This window comes from Reichenbachiella faecimaris (genome assembly GCF_900176375.1).
Taxonomy (GTDB): Bacteria; Bacteroidota; Bacteroidia; order Cytophagales; family Cyclobacteriaceae; genus Reichenbachiella; species Reichenbachiella faecimaris.
In genome coordinates this window covers 191,111-212,868 of the sequence record NZ_FWYF01000004.1, presented here as the reverse complement: position 1 = coordinate 212,868, position 21,758 = coordinate 191,111, and the positions used below count along the sequence as shown (strand labels likewise).

General features: G+C 41.4%; 8 protein-coding genes. All 8 read left to right on the top strand.

The genetic code is table 11. From position 1 onward, the window contains the following. The first annotated feature begins 40 nt into the window (after window positions 1-40). Window positions 41-4,156, top strand: coding sequence for a DUF6443 domain-containing protein (locus B9A58_RS17575; RefSeq protein ID WP_084374197.1), 4,116 nt, complete (start codon window positions 41-43; stop codon window positions 4,154-4,156). A 29-nt stretch (window positions 4,157-4,185) separates the two neighbouring features. Then, window positions 4,186-4,482 (top strand): hypothetical protein, encoded by a 297-nt coding sequence (locus B9A58_RS17570; protein ID WP_084374196.1) that lies wholly within the window; start codon window positions 4,186-4,188, stop codon window positions 4,480-4,482. Between the two features lie 7 nt (window positions 4,483-4,489). Continuing rightward, window positions 4,490-11,467: an Ig-like domain-containing protein gene (locus B9A58_RS20560; RefSeq protein ID WP_084374195.1), complete on the top strand. Its 6,978-nt coding sequence runs from the start codon at window positions 4,490-4,492 to the stop codon at window positions 11,465-11,467. Window positions 11,468-11,469: 2 nt separating this feature from the next. Next, window positions 11,470-11,883: an RDD family protein gene (locus B9A58_RS17560; protein WP_176214832.1), complete on the top strand. Its 414-nt coding sequence runs from the start codon at window positions 11,470-11,472 to the stop codon at window positions 11,881-11,883. Between the two features lie 394 nt (window positions 11,884-12,277). After that, window positions 12,278-13,594, top strand: coding sequence for a hypothetical protein (locus B9A58_RS17555; protein ID WP_084374193.1), 1,317 nt, complete (start codon window positions 12,278-12,280; stop codon window positions 13,592-13,594). A gap of 122 nt (window positions 13,595-13,716) precedes the next feature. Further along, window positions 13,717-15,546, top strand: coding sequence for a DUF885 domain-containing protein (locus tag B9A58_RS17550; protein ID WP_084374419.1), 1,830 nt, complete (start codon window positions 13,717-13,719; stop codon window positions 15,544-15,546). 95 nt (window positions 15,547-15,641) lie between these two features. Continuing rightward, the gene (locus tag B9A58_RS17545) at window positions 15,642-17,273 is read left to right on the top strand and encodes a DUF6377 domain-containing protein (RefSeq protein ID WP_084374192.1); all 1,632 of its coding nucleotides are present in this window, start codon (window positions 15,642-15,644) and stop codon (window positions 17,271-17,273) included. Between the two features lie 317 nt (window positions 17,274-17,590). After that, on the top strand, window positions 17,591-21,610 hold the full coding sequence (locus tag B9A58_RS17540) for a carbohydrate-binding protein (RefSeq protein ID WP_084374191.1): 4,020 nt from the start codon (window positions 17,591-17,593) through the stop codon (window positions 21,608-21,610). Window positions 21,611-21,758 lie beyond the last annotated feature (148 nt).

Below are 21,758 nucleotides of genomic sequence, written 5' to 3'. Positions count from 1 at the left end.
CTTTACACGGAAATTTATGAATTAACAATCCAATTATACGATGAAGAAAATAATATTAATCTCAATTCTTGTTTGGTTTCCCCCCTTTGTATGGAATGAGACATTTGGTCAGGAATCAGAAAACACACAAGAGATAATTGAGGTGCCTAGCTCTCCAAATGCTGCACACTTAGGTACCTACGGTGAGGTTGGCGTGGGTAAAAATACAGGTTCGGCTAATGTTAGTGTTCCTATTTTAAATGTGGAAGAAGGAGGGGTTTCGATACCAATTTCTCTTTCTTATCAATCAGCTGGATTAAGAGTGGACGAACGGCCATCTTGGGTAGGATTGGGATGGGTATTGAATGGAGGAGGCGTAATTTCTAGGACTATGCGCGGACGCTGCGATGACATGCATGGTGGTTTTTTGCACAATGCTAAAGAAATACCAAATGATCCTAAAATTAGGAATGTTCTTGAATCCACAAATTCACCTTTAAGTGAAAAAAATAACCTTTACGATTATTTAAATCAGTTATCTTCTGGTAATAAGGATTTTATACCAGATAATTTTTCTTACAATTTCACCGGACACTGCGGGTCATTTTTCTTGGGAAATGAGGGCTACGCACATATTGTAGACTATGAAGGACTTAAAATTAAACCTAAATATGGCATAGATTCTGTTATAACAACATATGAAGTTATTTTAGGATGGACAGTGGTAGATGAGAATGGTTTGATCTATGAGTTCGATGAATACGAAACCACAAGGGTTCGGACTAAAATGGGCTGGGAGCAAAAGTATATTTCTTCTTGGCATCTAAGTACAATTTATAATCCAATAACAGGAACAACGGCATCTTTTCTATACGATTCACCCTCGTCATTTACCTATGAGGATTGGACAAAAACATTCACATATGTAAGAAGTCATGAAGATCCTCAAACAACCATTTATAGAGTTCAAGGGGAACCGAAAATGACCTATCAGCGTGTCATACATGAAAATTTAAAATTTCTATCTGAAATAAATATTGGTAGCCAAAAGATTAAATTTTATAACAGTCTATCAGAAGAGGAGACAGATGGGAGTATAAGAAATAAAAAACTAGATCAAATTGAATGGACAACTATTCAGGGTAATAGCAAGAAGTTTGCTTTCAATTACAATTATTTTACTTCTTCAAGTACAGGTGGCGATAAAAGACTCAAATTATTGTCATTGATTGAAGGGAGTGGTACAAGCACTAGGCTTCATTCATTTGAATATTATGAGCCAAAACCGAATAGCTATTTTCCTCCTCGACATAGCTATGATCAAGACCATTGGGGTTTTTACAACTTGAACGGAACAAAAAATAAGTCTTTAGTTCCAGATGTTCTTAATTATGCCGGGCAAAATTTGATATGTGATGGTGCTAATCGTGAGCCATGGGCCGCAAGTGCTAAATTGGGGATGCTAAAAACTATCACCTATCCTACCAGTGGGTCCTCTACTTTTAGTTATGAGGAAAATACGGTTCAAGATACCAAAAAAGTAGATGATGTAATAGAAATTATTGGTAGTACATCGATTAGTGCCACTGGTGTTGCTTCGTGTAGCGAAAGTAATGTTGTATGCGAACCATCTGATTGGTTGGTTAGTGCTTCTCAATTGAAAAGTACAAACGGTTATAAGATTATTTTCAGCTATGATACCTTTTTTAGTGGTTCATTAGGTCTTCCTGATTGCGGAAAGTATCCCGTTTTTAAAATAAGGAGCTCCACTTCCTCTCAACCCATCTATCAAAAAAGTTTGACTGAAAGCGGAGAGGATTATTTTGTTTTGGAAGATACTAATAAGGGATATTCATTCGAATTGTGCATATATGGCGATGATGCAACAGCTTCGGTAAACCTCCAGTTGGAAGAAACGGACTATGCTGGTTTAGATGAAATTATTTCCCGCCCGATCGGTGGTTTACGATTAAGTAAAATTGAGAATGAAGATCCTCAGACGAATATCATTCAGACAAGAACATTTGACTATGGATATGGCGGGTACAAAGTTTGGCACGACCCCAATTACGCTCAGGTTATGACTTATGTGTATCCTAAAGTGGATGAAGAAACAAATGGCGAAGAGGGTACGGGCTCCATATCAGGAGGAAGAGAGCCAGAGTATGTAGTTACCATTGGGCCAAGCCCGGCTGGTGGGTTAGGGCCTTCATCCTTGCCCGTGGCCTATGAGATGGTCGTGGAATATTTAGGAACTAAAACAACAAATATTGGAAAAATAGAGACTGTATTTTTTAAAAATATTGACTCAGGGACTGATTTAACAATACAGGTCAGTCAAAACGCATTTAGATCGAAGGTTAAGGAACAGAGTTACTATGATAATTTTAATGTTTTAAAAAGACAGGAAAAATATATTTATGATCCTCAAGGCATGGGTTTTGCCCAAGGTTTTCGGGTAAAAAAACTTGTGGAAACCGTTGGTGGTGATAGGGATTATGAATTTGATTTCTACTATGCAAATTTTATTCTTGCTAACAGTTGGTGGAGACTAAAATCCAAGCAGACCATTGATTTTACATCTTCTGGCCAATTTTCAAACATGGTATCATATGAATATACTAATAATATGCATACCAATCCCACAAAGCAAATTACAAATGACTCACAAGGCAATGAACTTATCACGGAGTACATATACCCTTTTGATAGGACATTATGTGATGGTGATACATACATTTATTTGAATGAATATACTGATGCGCTTAAGGCCTGTCATTTGAACACGGATTCAAGAGCCACTTATGAGACTTGTGCCAAAGCGGCAATTAGTGAATATAAAAACATGCTAGACAATTTCGATGATTTAATTGAGTCAAAATACAATTCACTATATACTACCGATCCATATCAAGCAGCTATTGAATTTATGAATTTGAGTAATATTAAATCAAAACCCATAGAGGTTAAATTTTCTAAAGGATCGATGGAGTTGAGTCGAACAATCAATTTATTCAAAATGTGGGAGTTAGATAGATTTGGATCAACTAACAAATTAGCTCTCTTGCAATCCAAATCCACATCATTCCAAGGCAACATACCAAAGCTTCAGGTAACAGTAAACGACTATGATGCCAGGGCGAACCCAATAGAAATAGAAGATAAGAATGGAATCACTACATCTTATGTATGGGACAATTATGGTCAATATTTAAAGGAGAAGATTGTAAATGTATCATTGGCTGAAGTAATTGATTCATTTTCAGATGAATATTCATTCAGAGACCAGCCGGCATTAGCTGACGCTTTAATTACTTCATACACATCCAAACCTGGCATAGGCATAACGAGCCAGACTAATCCTGACGGTTTAACCACTCGATACGAGTATGATGAGCTTAATCGCCTAAAATATATTATAGACAATGATAATAATGTGGTAAAACGCTATGACTACAATTATTCTCTATTAAGTAATTACGTGTATGATTACACGGCTAGAAAAGAAATGGATGCTATTGTCAAGTTAAGTAGCGTTCAAGACGTTTCTAAAACATATAATTATTATGATGGTTTCGGAAGGCTGAAATTGCAGGTACAAAATCAAGCCTCTTCTACTCAAAAGAATATTTTGCAGCCAAAGATTTATGACAAATTCGGACGCGAGTCTGTTCAGTATTTACCTTATGTTTCCTCAGGTAGCTCATTTGCCGAAATGGAATTATTGGACTTTTATTCAGCTGCTAATGATGGTATAGCCAATGACGAAAGACCTTTTAGCGAAACGACATTTGATGATTCGCCGCTAAACCGAACGGTGGATCAAACAGGTCCAGGAAAATCATGGAATGATGAGGGAGCTACGGTCAATTATGACTATACCACCAATGCTGAGGATGAAGTCATATTTTGGCAAATTAGCGCTGAGAATAAACCCATTGATCATCAAGACCAGATTCGTCAGTACTATGCAGCTGGTGAACTGTATAAAAACGTGACCTCCGATGAACAAGCACATGAGGTACAAGAGTTTGTAGATAAACAAGGCCGTACTATTCTCAAAAGAGTCCAAGCTCACGAAACAGGTGAATCCGCGAGTTGGCTCAACACTTACTATGTCTATGACGATCTGGGTAATCTACGGTTTGTTATACCACCAAAAGCATCGAAGCTCTAAGAGAACATTTCTTCTTCAATTTCAACAGCATGAGTCAATTCAAAAAATCACTCGATGAATATGAAATCATTCATCCTAAAGTAACCAATACCATGACTAACAAAATCAAATTGCTTTTGACCTTAATAGGGTTCTTGATAAGCTTGTATCAGATAAAGGCAGAGAATGCTATAGCCCTTTGTCCTACAGGTGGAGGTAGTTTTTGTTCAGGCGGTTCTACTACTATTGGATTATCTCGTATAGATAATTTTTTTTATCCATTGCTTAAGGTTGTTGTTTTTCGATTTGACACATCTGAAGTAATTCTATTACCAACCTTAAACTAAAACCAAAATGAATAGATTAAATAGAAACATTTTTTTGTTAAGCTGCTTACTGCTCTTTTCTAATGTTGGTCTTTCTCAGCTCGTTATAAAACCGATTGGCCCATGTTCATTTAGAACTTATTCAGTATCGGGAGGAGGAAGTTATTGCAGTGGGGGAAGCGGTAAATCAATTTCTTTATCTTCTTCTGAGGTTGGAACCAATTATAGTCTTAGAAAGAATGGGGCACATGCTGGCTATGGCAACCTCAGTGGTACAGGAGGAACACTGACTTGGAACAATGTGACTGAGGCAGGTACTTACACGGTATTCGGTATACAAATATTTAATGGAGACGATATCTGCACCGAAGAAATGAATGGTAGCGTTACGATCACTGTTAAATCTAAACCAACTTCCTATAGCGTAACAGGTGGCGGAAGCTATTGCAGTGGGAGCTCTGGTGTATCCATAGGTTTGAGTGATTCTCAATCGGGAGTTACCTACCAATTGAAGAGAGGGAGTACAAATGTAGGCAGTGCCAAATCAGGGACAGGCAATGCCATCAGTTTTGGCAATCAAACGACTGCTGGTACCTATACGGTAGTGGCGACTAAATCTGGTTGTACACGAACGATGTCAGGGAGCAAAAGCGTCACTGTCAAATCTTTACCTACTTTATACAGTGTCACAGGTGGCGGAAGCTACTGTAGTGGGGGCTCTGGTGTATCCATAGGTTTGAGTGATTCCCAATCGGGAGTTACCTACCAATTGAAGCGAGGAAGTACGAATGTTGGAAGTGCAGTTTCTGGTACTGGCAGTGCCATCAGTTTTGGCAATCAAACTACCGCAGGCTCCTATACGGTAGTGGCGACTAAATCTGGTTGTACAAGAACGATGTCAGGCCGTAAAACAATAACTATAGTTAATACTCCCCTTATATTTGATTTAACTGGAGGAGGCGATGTCTGTTCTGGTAGCGGTGTGCCCGTTGGACTTAGTGGTAGTGAATCCGGAGCCAGCTATCAACTGATCAGAGGCAGTACAAATGTGGGCAGCCCTGTATCTGGCAATGGCAGTCCAATTAGTTTTGGAAATCAAAGCGTAGAAGGCTTTTATACCGTCCAGGTAAGTAAGTCATCTTGTACTTCGGCATTACCTGGTAAAATTACAATCTCAGATATCTCGCCCACGGTTTTTGATGTTAGTGGTGGTGGAAGTTATTGCAGTGGAGGAAGCGGTAAATCAATTTCTTTATCTTCTTCTGAGGTTGGAACCAATTATAGTCTTAGAAAGAATGGGGCACATGCTGGCTATGGCAACCTCAGTGGTACAGGAGGAACACTGACTTGGAACAATGTGACTGAGGCAGGTACTTACACGGTATTCGGTATACAAATATTTAATGGAGACGATTCCTGCACCGAAGAAATGAATGGTAGCGTTACGGTCACTGTTAAATCTAAACCAACTTCCTATAGCGTAACAGGTGGCGGAAGCTATTGCAGTGGGAGCTCTGGTGTATCCATAGGTTTGAGTGATTCTCAATCGGGAGTTACCTACCAATTGAAGAGAGGAAGTACGAATGTTGGAAGTGCAGTTTCTGGTACTGGTAGTGCCATCAGTTTTGGGAATAAAACTACTGTTGGTACATATACAGTAGTGGCCTCGAAATCTGGCTGCCAACGAACAATGGCAGGAAGCAAAACAGTCACTGTAAATCAACTCCCGATAGTTTATGCAATGACTGGAGGAGGAAGTTATTGCAGTGGAGATAATGGTGTTCCTATCGGCCTTGAAGATAGTGAATCAGGTGTGACTTATACATTGGTTAAAAATGATGGTTCAACTTTAGGAGTTAATGTTCCTGGAACCGGGACAAGTATCAGTTTTGGTACTATTAATGAGGGTACTTATCAGGTAGTAGCTACAAAAGCGTCTTGTTCCATAACATTGCCAGATAGCAAAACAGTGACTATCAAATCTTTGCCAATAGTCTTTAACCTGACGGGGGGAGGTGATATTTGTGAAAGTCCCGGTGGTGTTCCAATCGGAATTGTGGATAGCGAACCTGGGGTCATATACCAATTGAAAAGAAATGGATTGAATGAAGGGAGCACTGTTTCAGGAGACGGGCATGCCATAAGCTTTGGCTTATACTCGAAATTGGGTATTTATACTGTGGAAGCCAATAAATCTGGATGTCCATCTATTTGGTCTGAAAAAAAATCGGTCACGAAATTCGAGCCAAATCAATATGAACTAACTGGCGGAGGAGTCTTTTGTGGAGATAGACAAGCTGGCCAAGAGATAAAATTGAGTAACTCGGAAAGTGACGTGAGCTATCAACTCATAAGAAACATAAATGAATTAATAAGTACCAAGCAAGGTACTGGTAATGAGCTGAGTTTTGGAGATCAGATAACTGGAAGATATAGGGCTGTAGCCATCAGAGGTGGCTGTAGCGTAAATATGCTTGAACCACAGGATGTCGAAGACGTTTCGCCAACATCGTTCATTGTTTCTGGTAGCGGGAGCTATTGTGAAGGGGATGGCCTGTCCGTTAGTTTAAATAAAACGGAAGTAGGTACTATTTATAACCTGAAAAGAAATGGCGAGTATGCAGGATATGCTTCAATAGAAGGAGACGGGACTCGAATTTTATGGGAAAATATTACAGTAGAAGGAACTTACACTGTGAAAGCGTCTAAAATTTTTAACAATGATGATCACTGTACCATAGATATGCAAGGAGAGGCTGTGATAGAGGTAGATACTCCTGAGAGGTACAATGTATCTGGTGGAGGCAATTTCTGTCCACATGGAAATGGAGCAACTATTACGCTAGATCATTCACAATCTAGTGCCGTTAAATATCAATTAACTAGAGATGGATTCAATGTTGGGAGTGAAGAACCTGGTACGGGCAGTTCGATTAGCTGGACTGGTCTTTTTACCGAAGGTACCTATGCTGTCACAGCCATCAAAAATGATTGTAGCTTGGAAATGAACGGAAATCCAACAACAGCTGCTTTGACTGCACTTGAACCACCTACACGAGCGTCTGGTATTGCATCCTGTGGAGAAGGAGCAGTATCATTGATTGTGAAAGACGTAGCTGAAGAGGGCATATTTTACGAGTATACTTGGTTTGATGCGCCCGTAGGTGGAAATGTGGTAGGCACGGGAAAAAACTTTACCACTCCTATACTTGCGGAAACCACTTCTTACTATGTTTCAAGATCTACCGAATATGGTAGTGGATGCTCAAGTTTGAGAACTGAATCAGTTGCCATCATCAATCCAAAACCATTAGTCATGCCCATATCTTCTGATGAAGCAAGATGTGGCACAGGCTCAGTGGTGCTAGAAAGCAATGAGCCGCCAGAAAATCTGACCTATGGATGGTATGATACGAGCCAGACATTTGAAAGGTTTCCTTTAGGAACGCAAAAGATATATACTACCCCTGCATTGGAGCAAAGCAGATCATATTATGTTGCGTTTGTGAATGAAGAAGGCTGTGCTGGTCCTACTACTGAGGTAGAGGCCATAGTCAATCCTATTCCTGGTCAAAAACCAACGGTCAAGCTCGCAGAAACTGCAGTTGAACAATACAGCTTAACCGCAAGTGGTGCTACTACAGAGGAGGAGTATCATTGGTATAATAATGACATTGACCAAGTATGGCTTGCTGAAGGCAATTCAATTTCGATCAATTCTACAGCAGAGGATTATTGGGTTGCTATTTATAACAAAAGCACTAGCTGCGAGGGAAGTAAATATTTAGCTGATATTGCCTCTCAAAAAAGAGAATTGGATTTTGATAAATTGATTTTTAAATACCTCTATGATGATCAGCAGCGAATGACAATGAAGCGAGTACCAGGAGCCGAGTGGGTCTATATGGTCTACGACCAACGCGACCGCCTAGTGATGACCCAAGACGGCAACCAGAGGGACAAAGCCACGCCAGAGTGGAGTTTTACCAAATACGATCAGTTGAACCGTCCGGTGCTCACAGGTACTTACCCCGATCCAGAGTCACTGACCCGTGAACAAATGCAGGCCCGTGTCAACGACTTTTATACAGCCTCAGCCTCTAATACTGATGAGTATTTCGAACAAGCTACAGGCAGCATCCACCAATACACCAATCAGTCATTTCCCAAAGTAAGTGACCCGGACCAGTATCTGACCATCACCTATTATGACAATTATGACTTTACGACAAGTGATTGGGAATTGGGAGACTATAGCTCAGAGCCCCAAGCCAAAACCTATGCAACCGGAGGAAAAGTAAGGGTAGACCTTCCAGATGGCACCTTTGGTTGGAACGAGTCCGTGACCCTCTACGACAGCCGCTACAGAGTAGCCAGTACAGTCTCACGAGACTATTTGGGCAATCAAGACACTTTCGTGAATGAATACTACAGTTTGGTGCACCCACTGGTAGTGAAGACCATCCATACCCACGAGAGCCAGATCACAGGGGAGACCACAGAGATCACCCAGGACTTTGACTACGACCATGCAGATCGCCTCCTGTCGGTCACTCAGACCCTGGATGTGACCTCAGAAGTAAGCTTTGCACCTGTGACCAAGGTCATATTAGAAAACGAATACAACGAACTGGGCGAACTGATCAAAAAGAAGCTCAACCAGGAAGACGATGGGAGCTATAGCCAGGAAGTAGACTACGAGTACAACATCCGAGGCTGGCTGACCCAGATCAACGACCCCGGGGTCAGCGACCCAGGCGATTATTTTTCTATGAGCCTGAGCTATGAGACCGCCGGCCAGTACAATGGCAACATAGGAGCTACGGCCTGGAAGAACCCCTTCGAGGAGACCAATAATCAATATGATTATACCTATGACCCCGTGAACAGGCTCAAGTCCGCCACCTACAACAGTGGCGCCTTCTCCGTGCCCAACATAGACTATGACGCCAATGGCAACATCCTGGCCCTACAAAGGAAAGGACTCGATGAGACCGGGATCACCACAGACTGGGATCACCTGGACTACGACTATAGCGGTAACCAACTCATCAAAGTAGACGATGCAGGGTCAAGCGATTTTGGCTTCAAAGATGGAGCAGATGCCACTAGAGAATACGAATATGATGCCAATGGCAACATGATCTCAGACGCCAACAAAGGCATCGAGAACATCGAATACAACCACCTGAATCTCCCAGCAAAAGTAGAAATGAATGCTGATGGATCAGACCGTATCGAATACATTTACGACGCAGCAGGCACCAAACTGGCACAGATCGTCTACGAAGGAGGCACCCAAACCAAACGCACAGACTACAATGGCCCGTTTATTTATCAAAACGACACCCTTCAGTTCATCCAGCATGAAGAAGGCAGGATCGTGTATGAAACAGACGTAGACGGCAACTTCGTCGAGTACGAATACCAATACCATCTCAAAGATCATTTGGGCAATGTAAGGGCCACCTTCAAAGAAGAAGGAGATACTGATAGGGCGGAGGCCACCTTCGAACCGGATGCGGCCATCAACGAATCTCCCTATTTCACAGGCTACGACGGCATGACCCGGATCACAGCAGACCTATTCAATCATACTGAAGGAGGACATACTGTCATCAGGCTCAATGGCTCAGCCAATGAAAGAGAAGGCTTGGGCAAATCCCTGAAAGTGAAACCAGGAGATGTGATCGACATGGAAGTATATGCCAAGTACTTTCTCCAATCCGAATCCGCAGGCTGGACCAATGTGCTCAATACACTGGTATCCAATATAGCAGCCAATGCAGGAGGTATTGTGATAGATGGCGGAGGCATAGGACTAGATGCTAATCCATTTGCAGACTGGAGTGGCAAGTCCAATCCATCAGGCGCACCAAAAGCTTATTTGAACTACCTGGTTTTTGATGAGTATTACAATCTCATAGGAGACTTGACCGGATACCAGCAGATCAGCGAAGCAGCCAAAGAAAATGGCTCAGAAGTAGACCATGAAAAGCTAGCGCACACCCTCGATATTACTGAATCAGGATATGTCTATATTTACCTGTCGAATGAGGAGGATACCCCCATAGACGTGTTCTTTGACGATTTTACTGTGACGCAAAACCATACCCCAATTGTCAGCAAGGATGATTACTATCCTTTTGGGTTGACGTTCGGTAGCTACTCAAGAGCAGCTTCCACACCACAAAATTTCAGGTATAATAACAAAGAACTAGTGTCTGATCTTGGTTTGGGTTGGTACGACTATCAAGCCAGATGGTATGACCCAGCATTAGGCAGATGGCACAGTGTAGATCCTGCTGCTGATTTAATGAGACGGCATAGCCCCTACAATTATGCTTTTGATAACCCAATTATGTTTATTGATCCGGATGGGATGTTGCCGACTACTGGGGATCAGGATAAAAATGAAAAAATACCAGATGCAGGATCGCTTGATGTATCATTAAAACCCAAAATTGGAGTTGGAGCTAAGATGAAGGCGGGGCCAGTTACCGTAAAAGCAGAGGCAAATATTGTAAAGTTTGTAGGAGAGGTTAGTACTAAAGATGGTGGCACGGCTAAAGGTACGGCTGATGTTGGAAACATTGAGCTTGGAGCTGATATCCCTAAAGTAGGTGAATTTGCAGCTTCTGGTAGCGCAGCGCAAGGATCAATAGAATATTCTGGAGATAATGGAGTAGCAATGGATGGAAAGATAGGAGCTGGAAAATTGGAAGCTAGTAATAGTGGAGCTGGAATTGAAGCATCAGGCTCTGCAATACCTCAAGAGGGAAAAGTAACCTTGAAAGGAGGAAATAGTGCTCTGGATGCATCCGATTTTGAGGTAGCGTTTGATGTAACTGTTCTAGGAGTCAATGTTAAAGGGAATGTGAATGCGGTTGGATCAGCTGTGCAAACTGCGAAAGGAGCTCAGGAAGCGGCTAAAACAAGAACGGGTCAGTCTCCGCCAGGTCCTGCAATGATGATTATTAATAGTTTGATGAACCTTTTTGAATGATTATGAGTGAAAGATTTAAAATAGCCAGCAAGGAAAAAAGAGTAATCAATTTTGTAATTGACCTATTTGCAGTTCAATTTATACTAGTTCTTTTTTTACTCATTGGTGGTATCATAGTATCATTTTGGATCAAGGAAAAGGGAATAATTTATGAGACAAGTAATAGTTTTCCTTTTTTATCTATCTATATGCTTTATTATGTTATCGCAGAACATTTTTTTAACAAGACTCTTGGTAAGCGTTTCACCAAAACTAAGGTTGTGAATATAGATGGGAGCAAACCTTCTCTTGAACAGATAGTAATGAGATCAGTGTCACGATTTATTATTATTGAAATAATATCTTATTTTAAAGACAGGCCAATTGGTTGGCATGATAAATTATCAAAGACATTAGTTATTGAAGATCACTCATAGATGTTTTTTACACTATGAATAAGAAGTAAAACTTTAGAAATCCCTCATGTCAGCAGATGTGAGGGATTTTTTATGAGTAGGCAGCTTTGGTTTTTACGTCCCTGATCCCGCTCGGCCCGCTCGGTCGCATTTTTTAATGCGACTGCAACCTTAAGAGGCATTTGTAATGCCCTAAAGTAAGGTGTTTGAAATCCCCACTGGGTGTAGAATGAAGTAAAAAAGAAGGTACTAGGTGTAGTTTGCATCTACACCTTTTGTATCATTTGGTCTACTACTTGGATTTGGGATATTTCTGTGTTTTTAAAAAAAATACGAATTTTTAGGTTGACCTTTTTCAGTTTTAGAAGACTATATAGGAAGAATTACCACAATTTTGTGGATCTAAAGATCAATAGTGAAAATCCAGAATTACATCTTGAGTTTATTGTTGGTGTTTGTATCATGCAGCATACAAGCACAGCAGTTTGATATAAAACTATTCGAAAACACCCGCGGCAATACCATTGGCGAAGTAGACAAGAATAAGCGAGAACTAGATCGCATCACCAAAGACAACAAGGCATTCTTGAAAGCCCAGCGCAAGAAATATAAAGCCAAGCGGGACAGTCTGGATGCGTTGAGAAAGGAAGACTGGAAGGACAGCACCAACAGGGAAAGACGGCTACAAAAGCAGCATTACATCTTCACTAATGAGTGGTATAGCCAGGAAGAGATAGCTGCCTGGGACTCGGTAGAAGCACAAAAAAAGAAGGAGTTGCTGGGCTATTCCAAAAAACGTCTGGAGGGTAACTACTACTATGAGAAATACAGCGCGTTGGATCAAAAAATCACAGGCTATCATAAGGAACTCAAAACTTATCAGGACAGTCTGAAGGCCCATGAAGAGGACAAAGAAAAGAGAGAGTATCTGCTCATCCTAAAGAAGCAGGAGCTATCAGAGAAGTATGGTCAGGATCTGGAAGACCGTGCGGCAAAAGAAGCTACAGCTCAGCAAAAGATTAATTTTCCCACGAACAACCCTGAGTTGCAAAAAATACTGGATTATAAAGACCTGGCAGATGAAGCCATGAACGTGAATCAGTCCAAAGTAAAAGGGGTCAACTATTTTGAGGGCAAGGAGGAAGTGCTGGCCAAGGCAATGGCACAAAACAGTGAGTTGAAAGAAAAATACTCCAAAGTGGTCAATGCCAATGACCTGTCTACAGCTACCAAACGAAACTCACTAGAAGGAGATAGTTTCTGGGAGCGGCTGGTTTTTGGAGGTACTTTTCAAATACACATTGATCGACAGACCTCCATAGACCTGAACCCTGAACTTTCCTACCGCATCAACAAGAAATGGGATGTGGGTGTTGGTGGCAACTATCGCGTCAATGGTGAGATTGAGGATATTCTGGGCTCAGCACAGGATCAGAAGATTTATGGCTATCGGATATTTACAGAATACTTTTTGCTCAGGGATTTTTATGCACATGTAGAATTTGAGTCCCTAGCTGCCAAGTCTACCAACCCTACAGATCATAAAGAAGTCCAGTGGAACAACAGCTTGCTGGCTGGCATAGAGAGAAGGTTTAATCTGGGGGCCAACGTACAGGCCCAAATTTCCTTGCTCTACAACTTCATGTACAAAAGCAATCCATTGTATGGAAGTCCATGGAATGTACGATTTGGGTTTAGTTTTAAAAAAGGGAAAAAGAAGGGAGACGAGTAGCCAAGAGGTCTGATTTCCCTGTTTTGCTATTTCTTTTGAATGGGTACAATGTATCACCAATCAGAATATCTATCTTGGCAGTTTATCCTTTGAACTCAAAATTACATGCCAAAATGATAACCATGAGAAAATTAGCGTTAGCCATCTTAGCCCATTCCATCATCTATATTTCAGGTTGCCAAACCAAAGAACCTTCATCAAACACTCCCATTGAGCTTGTATCAATAGATAGTTTGTTTGATGCCTACCATCAATTCAAATTGAAGATCAACCCCATAGAAGGCACCAATGCTGGATTAGAAGGCTATAATGATCAATTGGTCAACTATCTCTCAGCTGAAGTCCAAGCAGACATGATTGTTGATTACAACACATTTCTGGAAGCGATTGCTGCCATAAACCTCAATACATTGTCAGAAGCAGATCGGATGAGTATTCAGGTGATGCAGTGGGATTGTATGATCAAAAAAGAAGGATTGGAAAACCCTATGGCCTCAGTAGCCTCACCTGTTTTTGATTTGCCCAATATCAATTGGCTTCCCATCAATCAGATCTTTTCCTTTCATCTCTACTTTACCACATTTGCAGATGTAGGGGGAGCACAGCCATTCAATACGGCTGAGGATTATGATAATTGGTATAAGCGCATACAAGCATTTGTCCTTTGGCTGGAAACAGCACAGACCAACATGAAAGAAGGCATGACGCAAGGAGTGGTATTGCCAAAAGCTATCATCAAGAAGGTAATTGGTCAGATGGATCAGTTTACCAACCCTGATGTAGAAAATCATGTATTTTATGCTGCTGTCAGAAATATGCCAGATAGTATTTCGGCTGAAGAACGTGCTCGTATAGCATCGAATTTTCAGGATCTAATCGCAAATGAACTGATCCCTGCCTATCAGTCGTTAGACACCTTTTTGAATCAAGCATACTTCAAGGCAGGAACGGAGACGGCTGGTATTGGTGCACTACCTAATGGACCTGCTACTTATCAGTACTTAGTAAAGTATCACACTTCCACCAATATGACACCTGATCAGATATTCGAATTGGGTAAAAGAGAAGTGGCTCGCATTCAAAGCGAGATGGAGAAGGTGAAAGAAGAAATTGGATTCGAAGGAGACCTGAAAGCTTTTTTCGATCATGTGCGTACCAGCAAAGAGCAAATGCCATTTACAGAACCACAGCAGGTCATAGATAATTTCAATGCAATCCACGAGCGCATGAAGGAAAATTTGAGCAAGCTGTTTGATTTGACACCAAAGTCACCTTTTGAGGTAAGAAGAACGCAGGCCTTCAGAGAGGCATCAGCTAGTGCTGAGTACAATGCAGGTTCAAAGGACGGTTCACGTCCGGGCATCTTTTATGTGCCGATTCCAGACGTCACCAAGTACAATAAATACTCAGATGAAGCCTTGTTCTTGCATGAGGCCATCCCTGGTCATCACTATCAGCTATCATTACAGCAGGAGAATGAAAGCCTACCTGGGTTTCTACATACGGAGGGGATGGGTGTATACGTAGAAGGTTGGGCACTTTATACCGAGTCCTTAGGTAAGGAGCTTGGCTTATATACGGACCCTTATCAGTATTTTGGTATGTTGAGTATGGAGATTCATCGTGCGATCCGACTGGTGGTAGATGCAGGTATGCATGCCAAGGGGTGGAGCAGAGAAGAAGCTATTCAATACTCCTTAGAAAATGAAGCGGCCTCCGAAACATCAATCATATCTGAAATAGAGCGTTATATGGTGGCACCTGGTCAAGCTTTGTCATACAAAATTGGCCAATTGAAAATTCGGGAATTGAGGATCAGAGCAGAGGAAGCCATGGGTGATCAGTTTGATATCAAAGCTTTTCACAATCAGGTCTTAGGTTCAGGGAGTTTGCCTTTGGTGGTGTTGGAAGACAAAATTGATAGATGGATTGAAGAAACCATAGTCAAATAATGAGCTGCTATAATTGAGCGTTGGAGAGATCAATTTTTATCTAGTTCAATTACGTGCGCTTTCAAGAATTCAGATAAATTACAGATTGTAAAAACTTGAAAGCAGAATTATTGAGAGCCTTTGTACTAAGTCTGGTTTGTGTTGTTATCCAGTTGATTGGTGGGGGAGCTTCTGCTCAGACCTACCCGAATCAAGAGCTGAAAAATGCTATTCTGGAAAAGGAAAGGTATGTCAGGGAGAAGCAGCAGGTAATTTCAAGTCTCAGACGCCGTTTAATAGCCAACCAAGGAGCCGCAGCTCAAGTCAAGTTTGATCTCAATAATGCCCTGTATCAGCAGTATAAAAGCTTCATTTTTGATTCTGCATTCTTTTACAGCAATAGACTCATAGAACTGGGCTATGAGATGAATGACAAGGCGCTAGTTGGTTATTCCAAGACCAATTTGGGTTTTACTTTACTTTCTGCTGGGATGTTCAAGGAGGCTTTTGATACACTCAATACAGTAATTGTAAAAGAACTGCCAGATTCCACTAAAGTGGAATTCTATGCCTTGATGGCTAGAGCTTTGTATGACAATAGTGATTATAATCAAGATAATTATTATTCAGAACTGTACGTGAAGAATGCGAATAGTTTTGTGGACTTTGCCATCAGTCTGGCAGATCCAGATGCATATCATTATTTATATCTCAATGGTTTGCGTAATCTCCGCGTGGAGAAAACGGATGAGGCCATTCAGTATCTCAACAAGTTGCTCAATGCAGATAAGAAAATTTCCAGTCACGAATATGCGATCACGGCTTCTACACTGAGTTATTTGCATTTGAAACTGGGAGATACCAGCAGAGCGGTCAATTTGCTAGCCTCAGCTTGCGTGTCTGATATTCAAAGTGCCATCAAAGAAACCTCAGCCCTTACTAGTTTGGCTCAACTCATGTATGAGACTGGCGATATTGAGCAAGCCTATTTGTACATCAATGAATCGATGAGTGACGCCAGATACTATGGCGCCATTCAGCGCATGAGTCAGGTAGGTAATATTCTGCCCATCATTTCGGCAGCTAAGTTGAATAATGTGGATAGCCAAAGACGAAAGCTGTTGATCTATTCCATTGGCCTTTCGATTTTGGTCGTGCTGACTGTAGCCTTTGCCATGATTACCATCTTACAAAAGAGCAGGTTGTCTAAGAAGGATTTGATTATTAAACAGAACAACGATCAGTTACGTGAAGCCAATACCTTGCTTTCTGAAACCAGTAAAATCAAAGATGAATATTTGGGTTTCTATTTCGATTCTAATGCCAGAAACCTGAACAAGATGTCTGATCTAAAGAAAAGTATAGAATCTAAGTTGCTCGACAAAAAGTACGACGATATCAGGTATGTGCTAAAGAAGCTTGATCTTAAAAAGGAACATGAAGAACTGTTCAATAACTTTGATGAAGCCTTTGTGAAGATTTTCCCTAATTTCATCAATAGGTTCAATTCGCTCTTTGAAGAAGACAAACAATTCCATCCTGAGAAGGGTCAAATCCTAAGCCCTGAAATTAGAATTTTTGCCTTAATTCGAATTGGTATTACTGACAGTGATCGATTGGCTAATATTTTGGGTTACTCAGTCAATACGATTTACGCCTACAAGAATCGGATTAAAAGTCAATCTACCGTCCCCAATAATGAATTTGAGGATCGAGTGATGAATATCCAATCAAAAGAGACCAAATAAGGTTTATACAAATTCTATATTTAGTCTCACCTTTTGTTTTTTTAAATAATTGTAAACCAGGGAGTTGCATCCCTTTTGGAATAATAAATTTCTATATCTCAATCTGTTAATTTGAGTTTAGTTTCCAAAGCAAGTTGATTTATGAATTACTTTCTGAAGAAAGTTTTTGAAATAATTCAACCGCTACATGCCTTTCATGCATCACTTGCCTAGTGGTTAAATAAACGGTTGCACGGCCAGAGCAACTTATCAAAAACAGAAGCCGACCATTTAATGGTTTTTAAGCTTCCAGAAAATTTAATTCTAAACTTTTTATTATGAAACACAAAAACAAAACAATTATTGACGGGAATCGTCATGCCTATTATTTTCCTAACAAGGTATCGACCATGCTACTATTTGTAGCTGTCCTTTTAACCAGTCTTGGGGTCATGGCTCAAGACCCGCCACAGTATGGCACACCATTTCAGGGCGTGCCGCATCGTATGGATGCCAACATCTATCAAATGAATTTGAGAGAGTATAGTTCATCCAGAGATATTGCAGGAGCAAGAGCCAACCTACAACGGGTGAGTGATTTGGGAATAAACGTGCTTTATTTGATGCCTATTTTCCCGCTAGGAGTTGAAAACAATCCAGATGGATCTCCCTATAGTCATAAAGATTTAAAAAGTATAGCACCTGACTTAGGAACTTTAAATGATCTACGTGGTCTTGTAGAGGATGCTCATAATTTGGGTATGTCAGTCATTATAGATTGGGTGGCAAATCAAACGGCATGGGATCATCCTTGGATCACGCAACATCCAGACTGGTATCATCAAGATGGTAGTGGCAATATTGAATACCCTTGTCCTGATCCTGGCAACTATTGTTTTACAGATGTAGCCTGGTTAGATCTGGATAACAGTGCTGCCTCTGCTGCCATGATAGATGCAATGCGTTATTGGATTTTTGCAGCTAATGTAGATGGTTTTCGATTTGACTGGGCGGATAAAGCTCCACCAGCATTTTGGACCAATGCAGTAAGCAATTTGAGGGGTATATCTTCTCATGATTTGTTGCTATTGGCTGAAGGATCCAACGAAGGAGCGTCCACGGGTTGCACACCATTTTGTGGAGACAACGAGCCTGGCTATCACTATGGTAACGGATTTGATTACATCTTCGGTACAAACTTCTACTGGAATGTAATGAAGAAAGTATGGGATTCAGGCGAGCCTGTGACCAATTTGGACGGTGTAACCACTGGTGAGTACATAGGCGCAGACCCTACTCAACTAGTCGCTAGATATCTTAGTAACCATGACGATTACAACGCAGAAGGTTCCCCATTCTCTTTCCTACAAGGAGGAAGAGCAGGGGTTATGGCAGCATTTGCACTGGCGACTTACCACAGAAGTGTTCCATTTATCTACAATGGCATGGAAGTAGGAAATACAAATCCACTTCCTTATCCATGGAACTCTGGGACAATCAACTGGACACAAGATTTGACAGTATATTCGGAAATGCAGACCATGCTAACTGCCCGAAACAACAGCGAAGCGCTAAGAAGAGGCCTTCCAGTATCTTATATCAATCCAGATGGTTCTAATCCTAACGTATTTGCTTTTACTAAAGAGAGTGGAGGAGAGAAAGTGGCCATATTGATCAACCCAAGAGGAGGCAGTAGCTCGTTTACTATTCCAGCAGGAATGGCCGGTACATATAATGATATCTTCACTCCAGGTGGTTCATCAGTAAGTTGGACTACTGGTCAAAATGTAACTTTGGACCCCTATGAGTACATAGTCTTAACGAATGCGAATGTTCCAGTGGTGGAAGTTACAGGTATCAGTGTATCTCCTACCAGTGCAACAATCAACGAAGGGCTGACTCAGGCCATTACACCATCTATTCAGCCAGCAAATGCAACGAATAGAAATGTAACTTGGAGTTCAAGCAATCCTGGTGTTGCTACAGTAAGTGCTGGAGGAGTTGTTACTGGTATATCTGTAGGTACGGCAACCATTACTGTGACTACAGAGGATGGTGATTACCAAGCTTCTACTACTGTTACAGTGAATCCTGCAACTACTTTTACGGTACACTTCTATACACCATCAACATGGACATCGACTAATATTTATTATTGGGATGCCGAACCGACTGGGGTTTTACCAAATGCTACATGGCCAGGAGTTGCTATGACAGCAGAAGGTGGTGACTGGTATGCCCATACGTTTACTAACATTTCCTCTACCAATTTGATTTTCAATGGTGGAAATGATGATGACAAAACCGAAAATTTGACTAGAAATGGTACAGATGGGTGGTATTTGGATGGTGTATGGTACAATAGTCAGCCAGACGTAATTAATGTTACAGGTGTGTCTGTTAGTCCTGGTAATTCTACCATAGACCTAGGTACAACTCTGCAGTTATCAGCTTCAGTTTCTCCATCTAATGCCAATAATCAAGCGGTAATCTGGAGTTCAAGTAGTACAGCCATTGCAACTGTAGATGCGAATGGCTTGGTGACAGGTGTAGGTGCAGGTACAGCCAGTATTACAGCCACGACACTAGATGGAGGATTCACGGATTCATCATTAGTTACAGTTGATGCGGGGCCTGGAGTTCCTATTCCTGGTACTATACAGGCCGAAAGCTGGACAGCCATGTCAGGTGTGCAAACAGAAGCTACTACAGACACGGGTGGAGGCACCAATGTTGGTTGGATCGATGCTGGTGACTGGATAGATTACAATGTAAATGTTACTGAGGCAGGTGGATATGCTGTAGACTTTAGAGTCGCTAGTGGTGCTTCTGGAGGAACTTTAGAATTAAGAAACAGCTCTGGTACAACACTTTGTAGTGTAACGTTCGGAGGTACAGGAGGATGGCAAAGCTGGACGACGGTTTCTGCTGATGCTAACCTGTCCGCTGGAACTCAAACTTTAAGAATATACGCAGCTAGCAGTGGAATTAATTTGAACTGGATTGAGTTTTCTCCAACTACAGTGCCTTCAAGCTTAGCAGTTTCTCCTTCAAGCTTATCAGTAGGTTCTACAAGTGGAAATAGCACCATCAATGTTACTTCTAACGTGAACTGGACAGTCTCTGACAATCAGAGCTGGATTTCTACATCGACTACAAGTGGTACAAACAATGGGTCATTTACAATAAGTGTATCTGCCAATTCAGGTTCAGCTAGAACTGGATCAGTAACCGTATCGGGCGATGGAATCACTAGAACCATCAGTGTTTTACAAAGTGGAGCAGGAGCTACAGGAGTTGATTTGCCAGGTATAGTTCAGGCGGAAGATTGGGACGCCATGTCAGGAGTTCAAACAGAAGGTACTTCAGATGCTGGTGGAGGATTGAACGTAGGTTGGATCAATGCGGGTGACTGGATGGATTACAATGTTAATGTGGTGACAGCTGGAGTGTACACTGTTAGCTTTAGAATGGCCAGTGGAGCTGGCGGTGGTACGATGGAGCTAAGAAATAGTGCTGGCGCAACACTTGGAAGCGCTACTGTCGGCGGAACAGGTGGATGGCAAAACTGGACAACTGTAACAACCACAGCAACATTGACGGCAGGCTCTCAAACTATAAGGCTTTATGCTGCTTCTAGTGATTTTAATATAAACTGGGTGCAATTTGATGAGCAAATAGGTGGAGGATCAGGTTTCTATATTGTCAATAGGTGGCAAGGAACTTATTTGTTTGATGCAGGCACTAATGTTTCATACGGTGGGTTCAGCACTGCTGCAGACCACCAGTGGGAATTAGTTGACGTAGATGGGCATCAAGCCATCCAGAACTCAGGAACAGGCCAGTATATGAACATTGAATCACTCAGTGGTACAGTCGAGTGTACAAGTATCAGCACAGGAGCATGGAGTGCACAGTGGACTATAGAGGATTATGATGGACATAAGCGATTGAAAAACAGGTGGCAGTCAAGTGATTATATACACGTGGAGAATCTGACAGGTTCGGCGCAGTCAGGCTCAGTTTACGAAGGAGCATATTCTGGTCATTGGTCATTTGAATCTGCTACTGGAGCGCGGGTGAGAGAAGCAAAAGAACAAATAGAGGCGGTTCAGCAGGTGCTACTATATCCTAACCCTGTTCAAGATGTGCTCCACCTGAAATTTCCAAGTACTGAGAAAAAATCTACAATGATTAGCATATTGGATACCTCGGGCAGAACCATTCTTTCAAACAACATTGTTTCAAATAGCACAGGTGTTATTGATCTAGACTTGTCTTCTTTAAAGCGCGGAATTTATGTGGTCGTTGTAAATGATTTGAATGAGTTCAAGTCATTTAAGGTTACAAAATTGTGAGGTAGATAGTTAGATAAATAATTGCTTGAATAGTTTAAGCCTCTGAAGTTTTCTTCAGGGGTTTTTTTGTGTATCAAATGGTTTCAGGTTCTGTTGGTCTCGTTTATTGCCAGGATAGTTCGATTTGTAACTTTCATGACATAATACA

Bases quoted from the DNA above. Each gene is read 5' to 3' on its own strand.
- B9A58_RS17575 (WP_084374197.1), top strand. From the start codon at position 41: ATGAAGAAAATAATATTAATCTCAATTCTTGTTTGGTTTCCCCCCTTT.
- B9A58_RS17570 (WP_084374196.1), top strand. From the start codon at position 4,186: ATGAGTCAATTCAAAAAATCACTCGATGAATATGAAATCATTCATCCT.
- B9A58_RS20560 (WP_084374195.1), top strand. From the start codon at position 4,490: ATGAATAGATTAAATAGAAACATTTTTTTGTTAAGCTGCTTACTGCTC.
- B9A58_RS17560 (WP_176214832.1), top strand. From the start codon at position 11,470: ATGAGTGAAAGATTTAAAATAGCCAGCAAGGAAAAAAGAGTAATCAAT.
- B9A58_RS17550 (WP_084374419.1), top strand. From the start codon at position 13,717: ATGAGAAAATTAGCGTTAGCCATCTTAGCCCATTCCATCATCTATATT.
- B9A58_RS17540 (WP_084374191.1), top strand. From the start codon at position 17,591: ATGAAACACAAAAACAAAACAATTATTGACGGGAATCGTCATGCCTAT.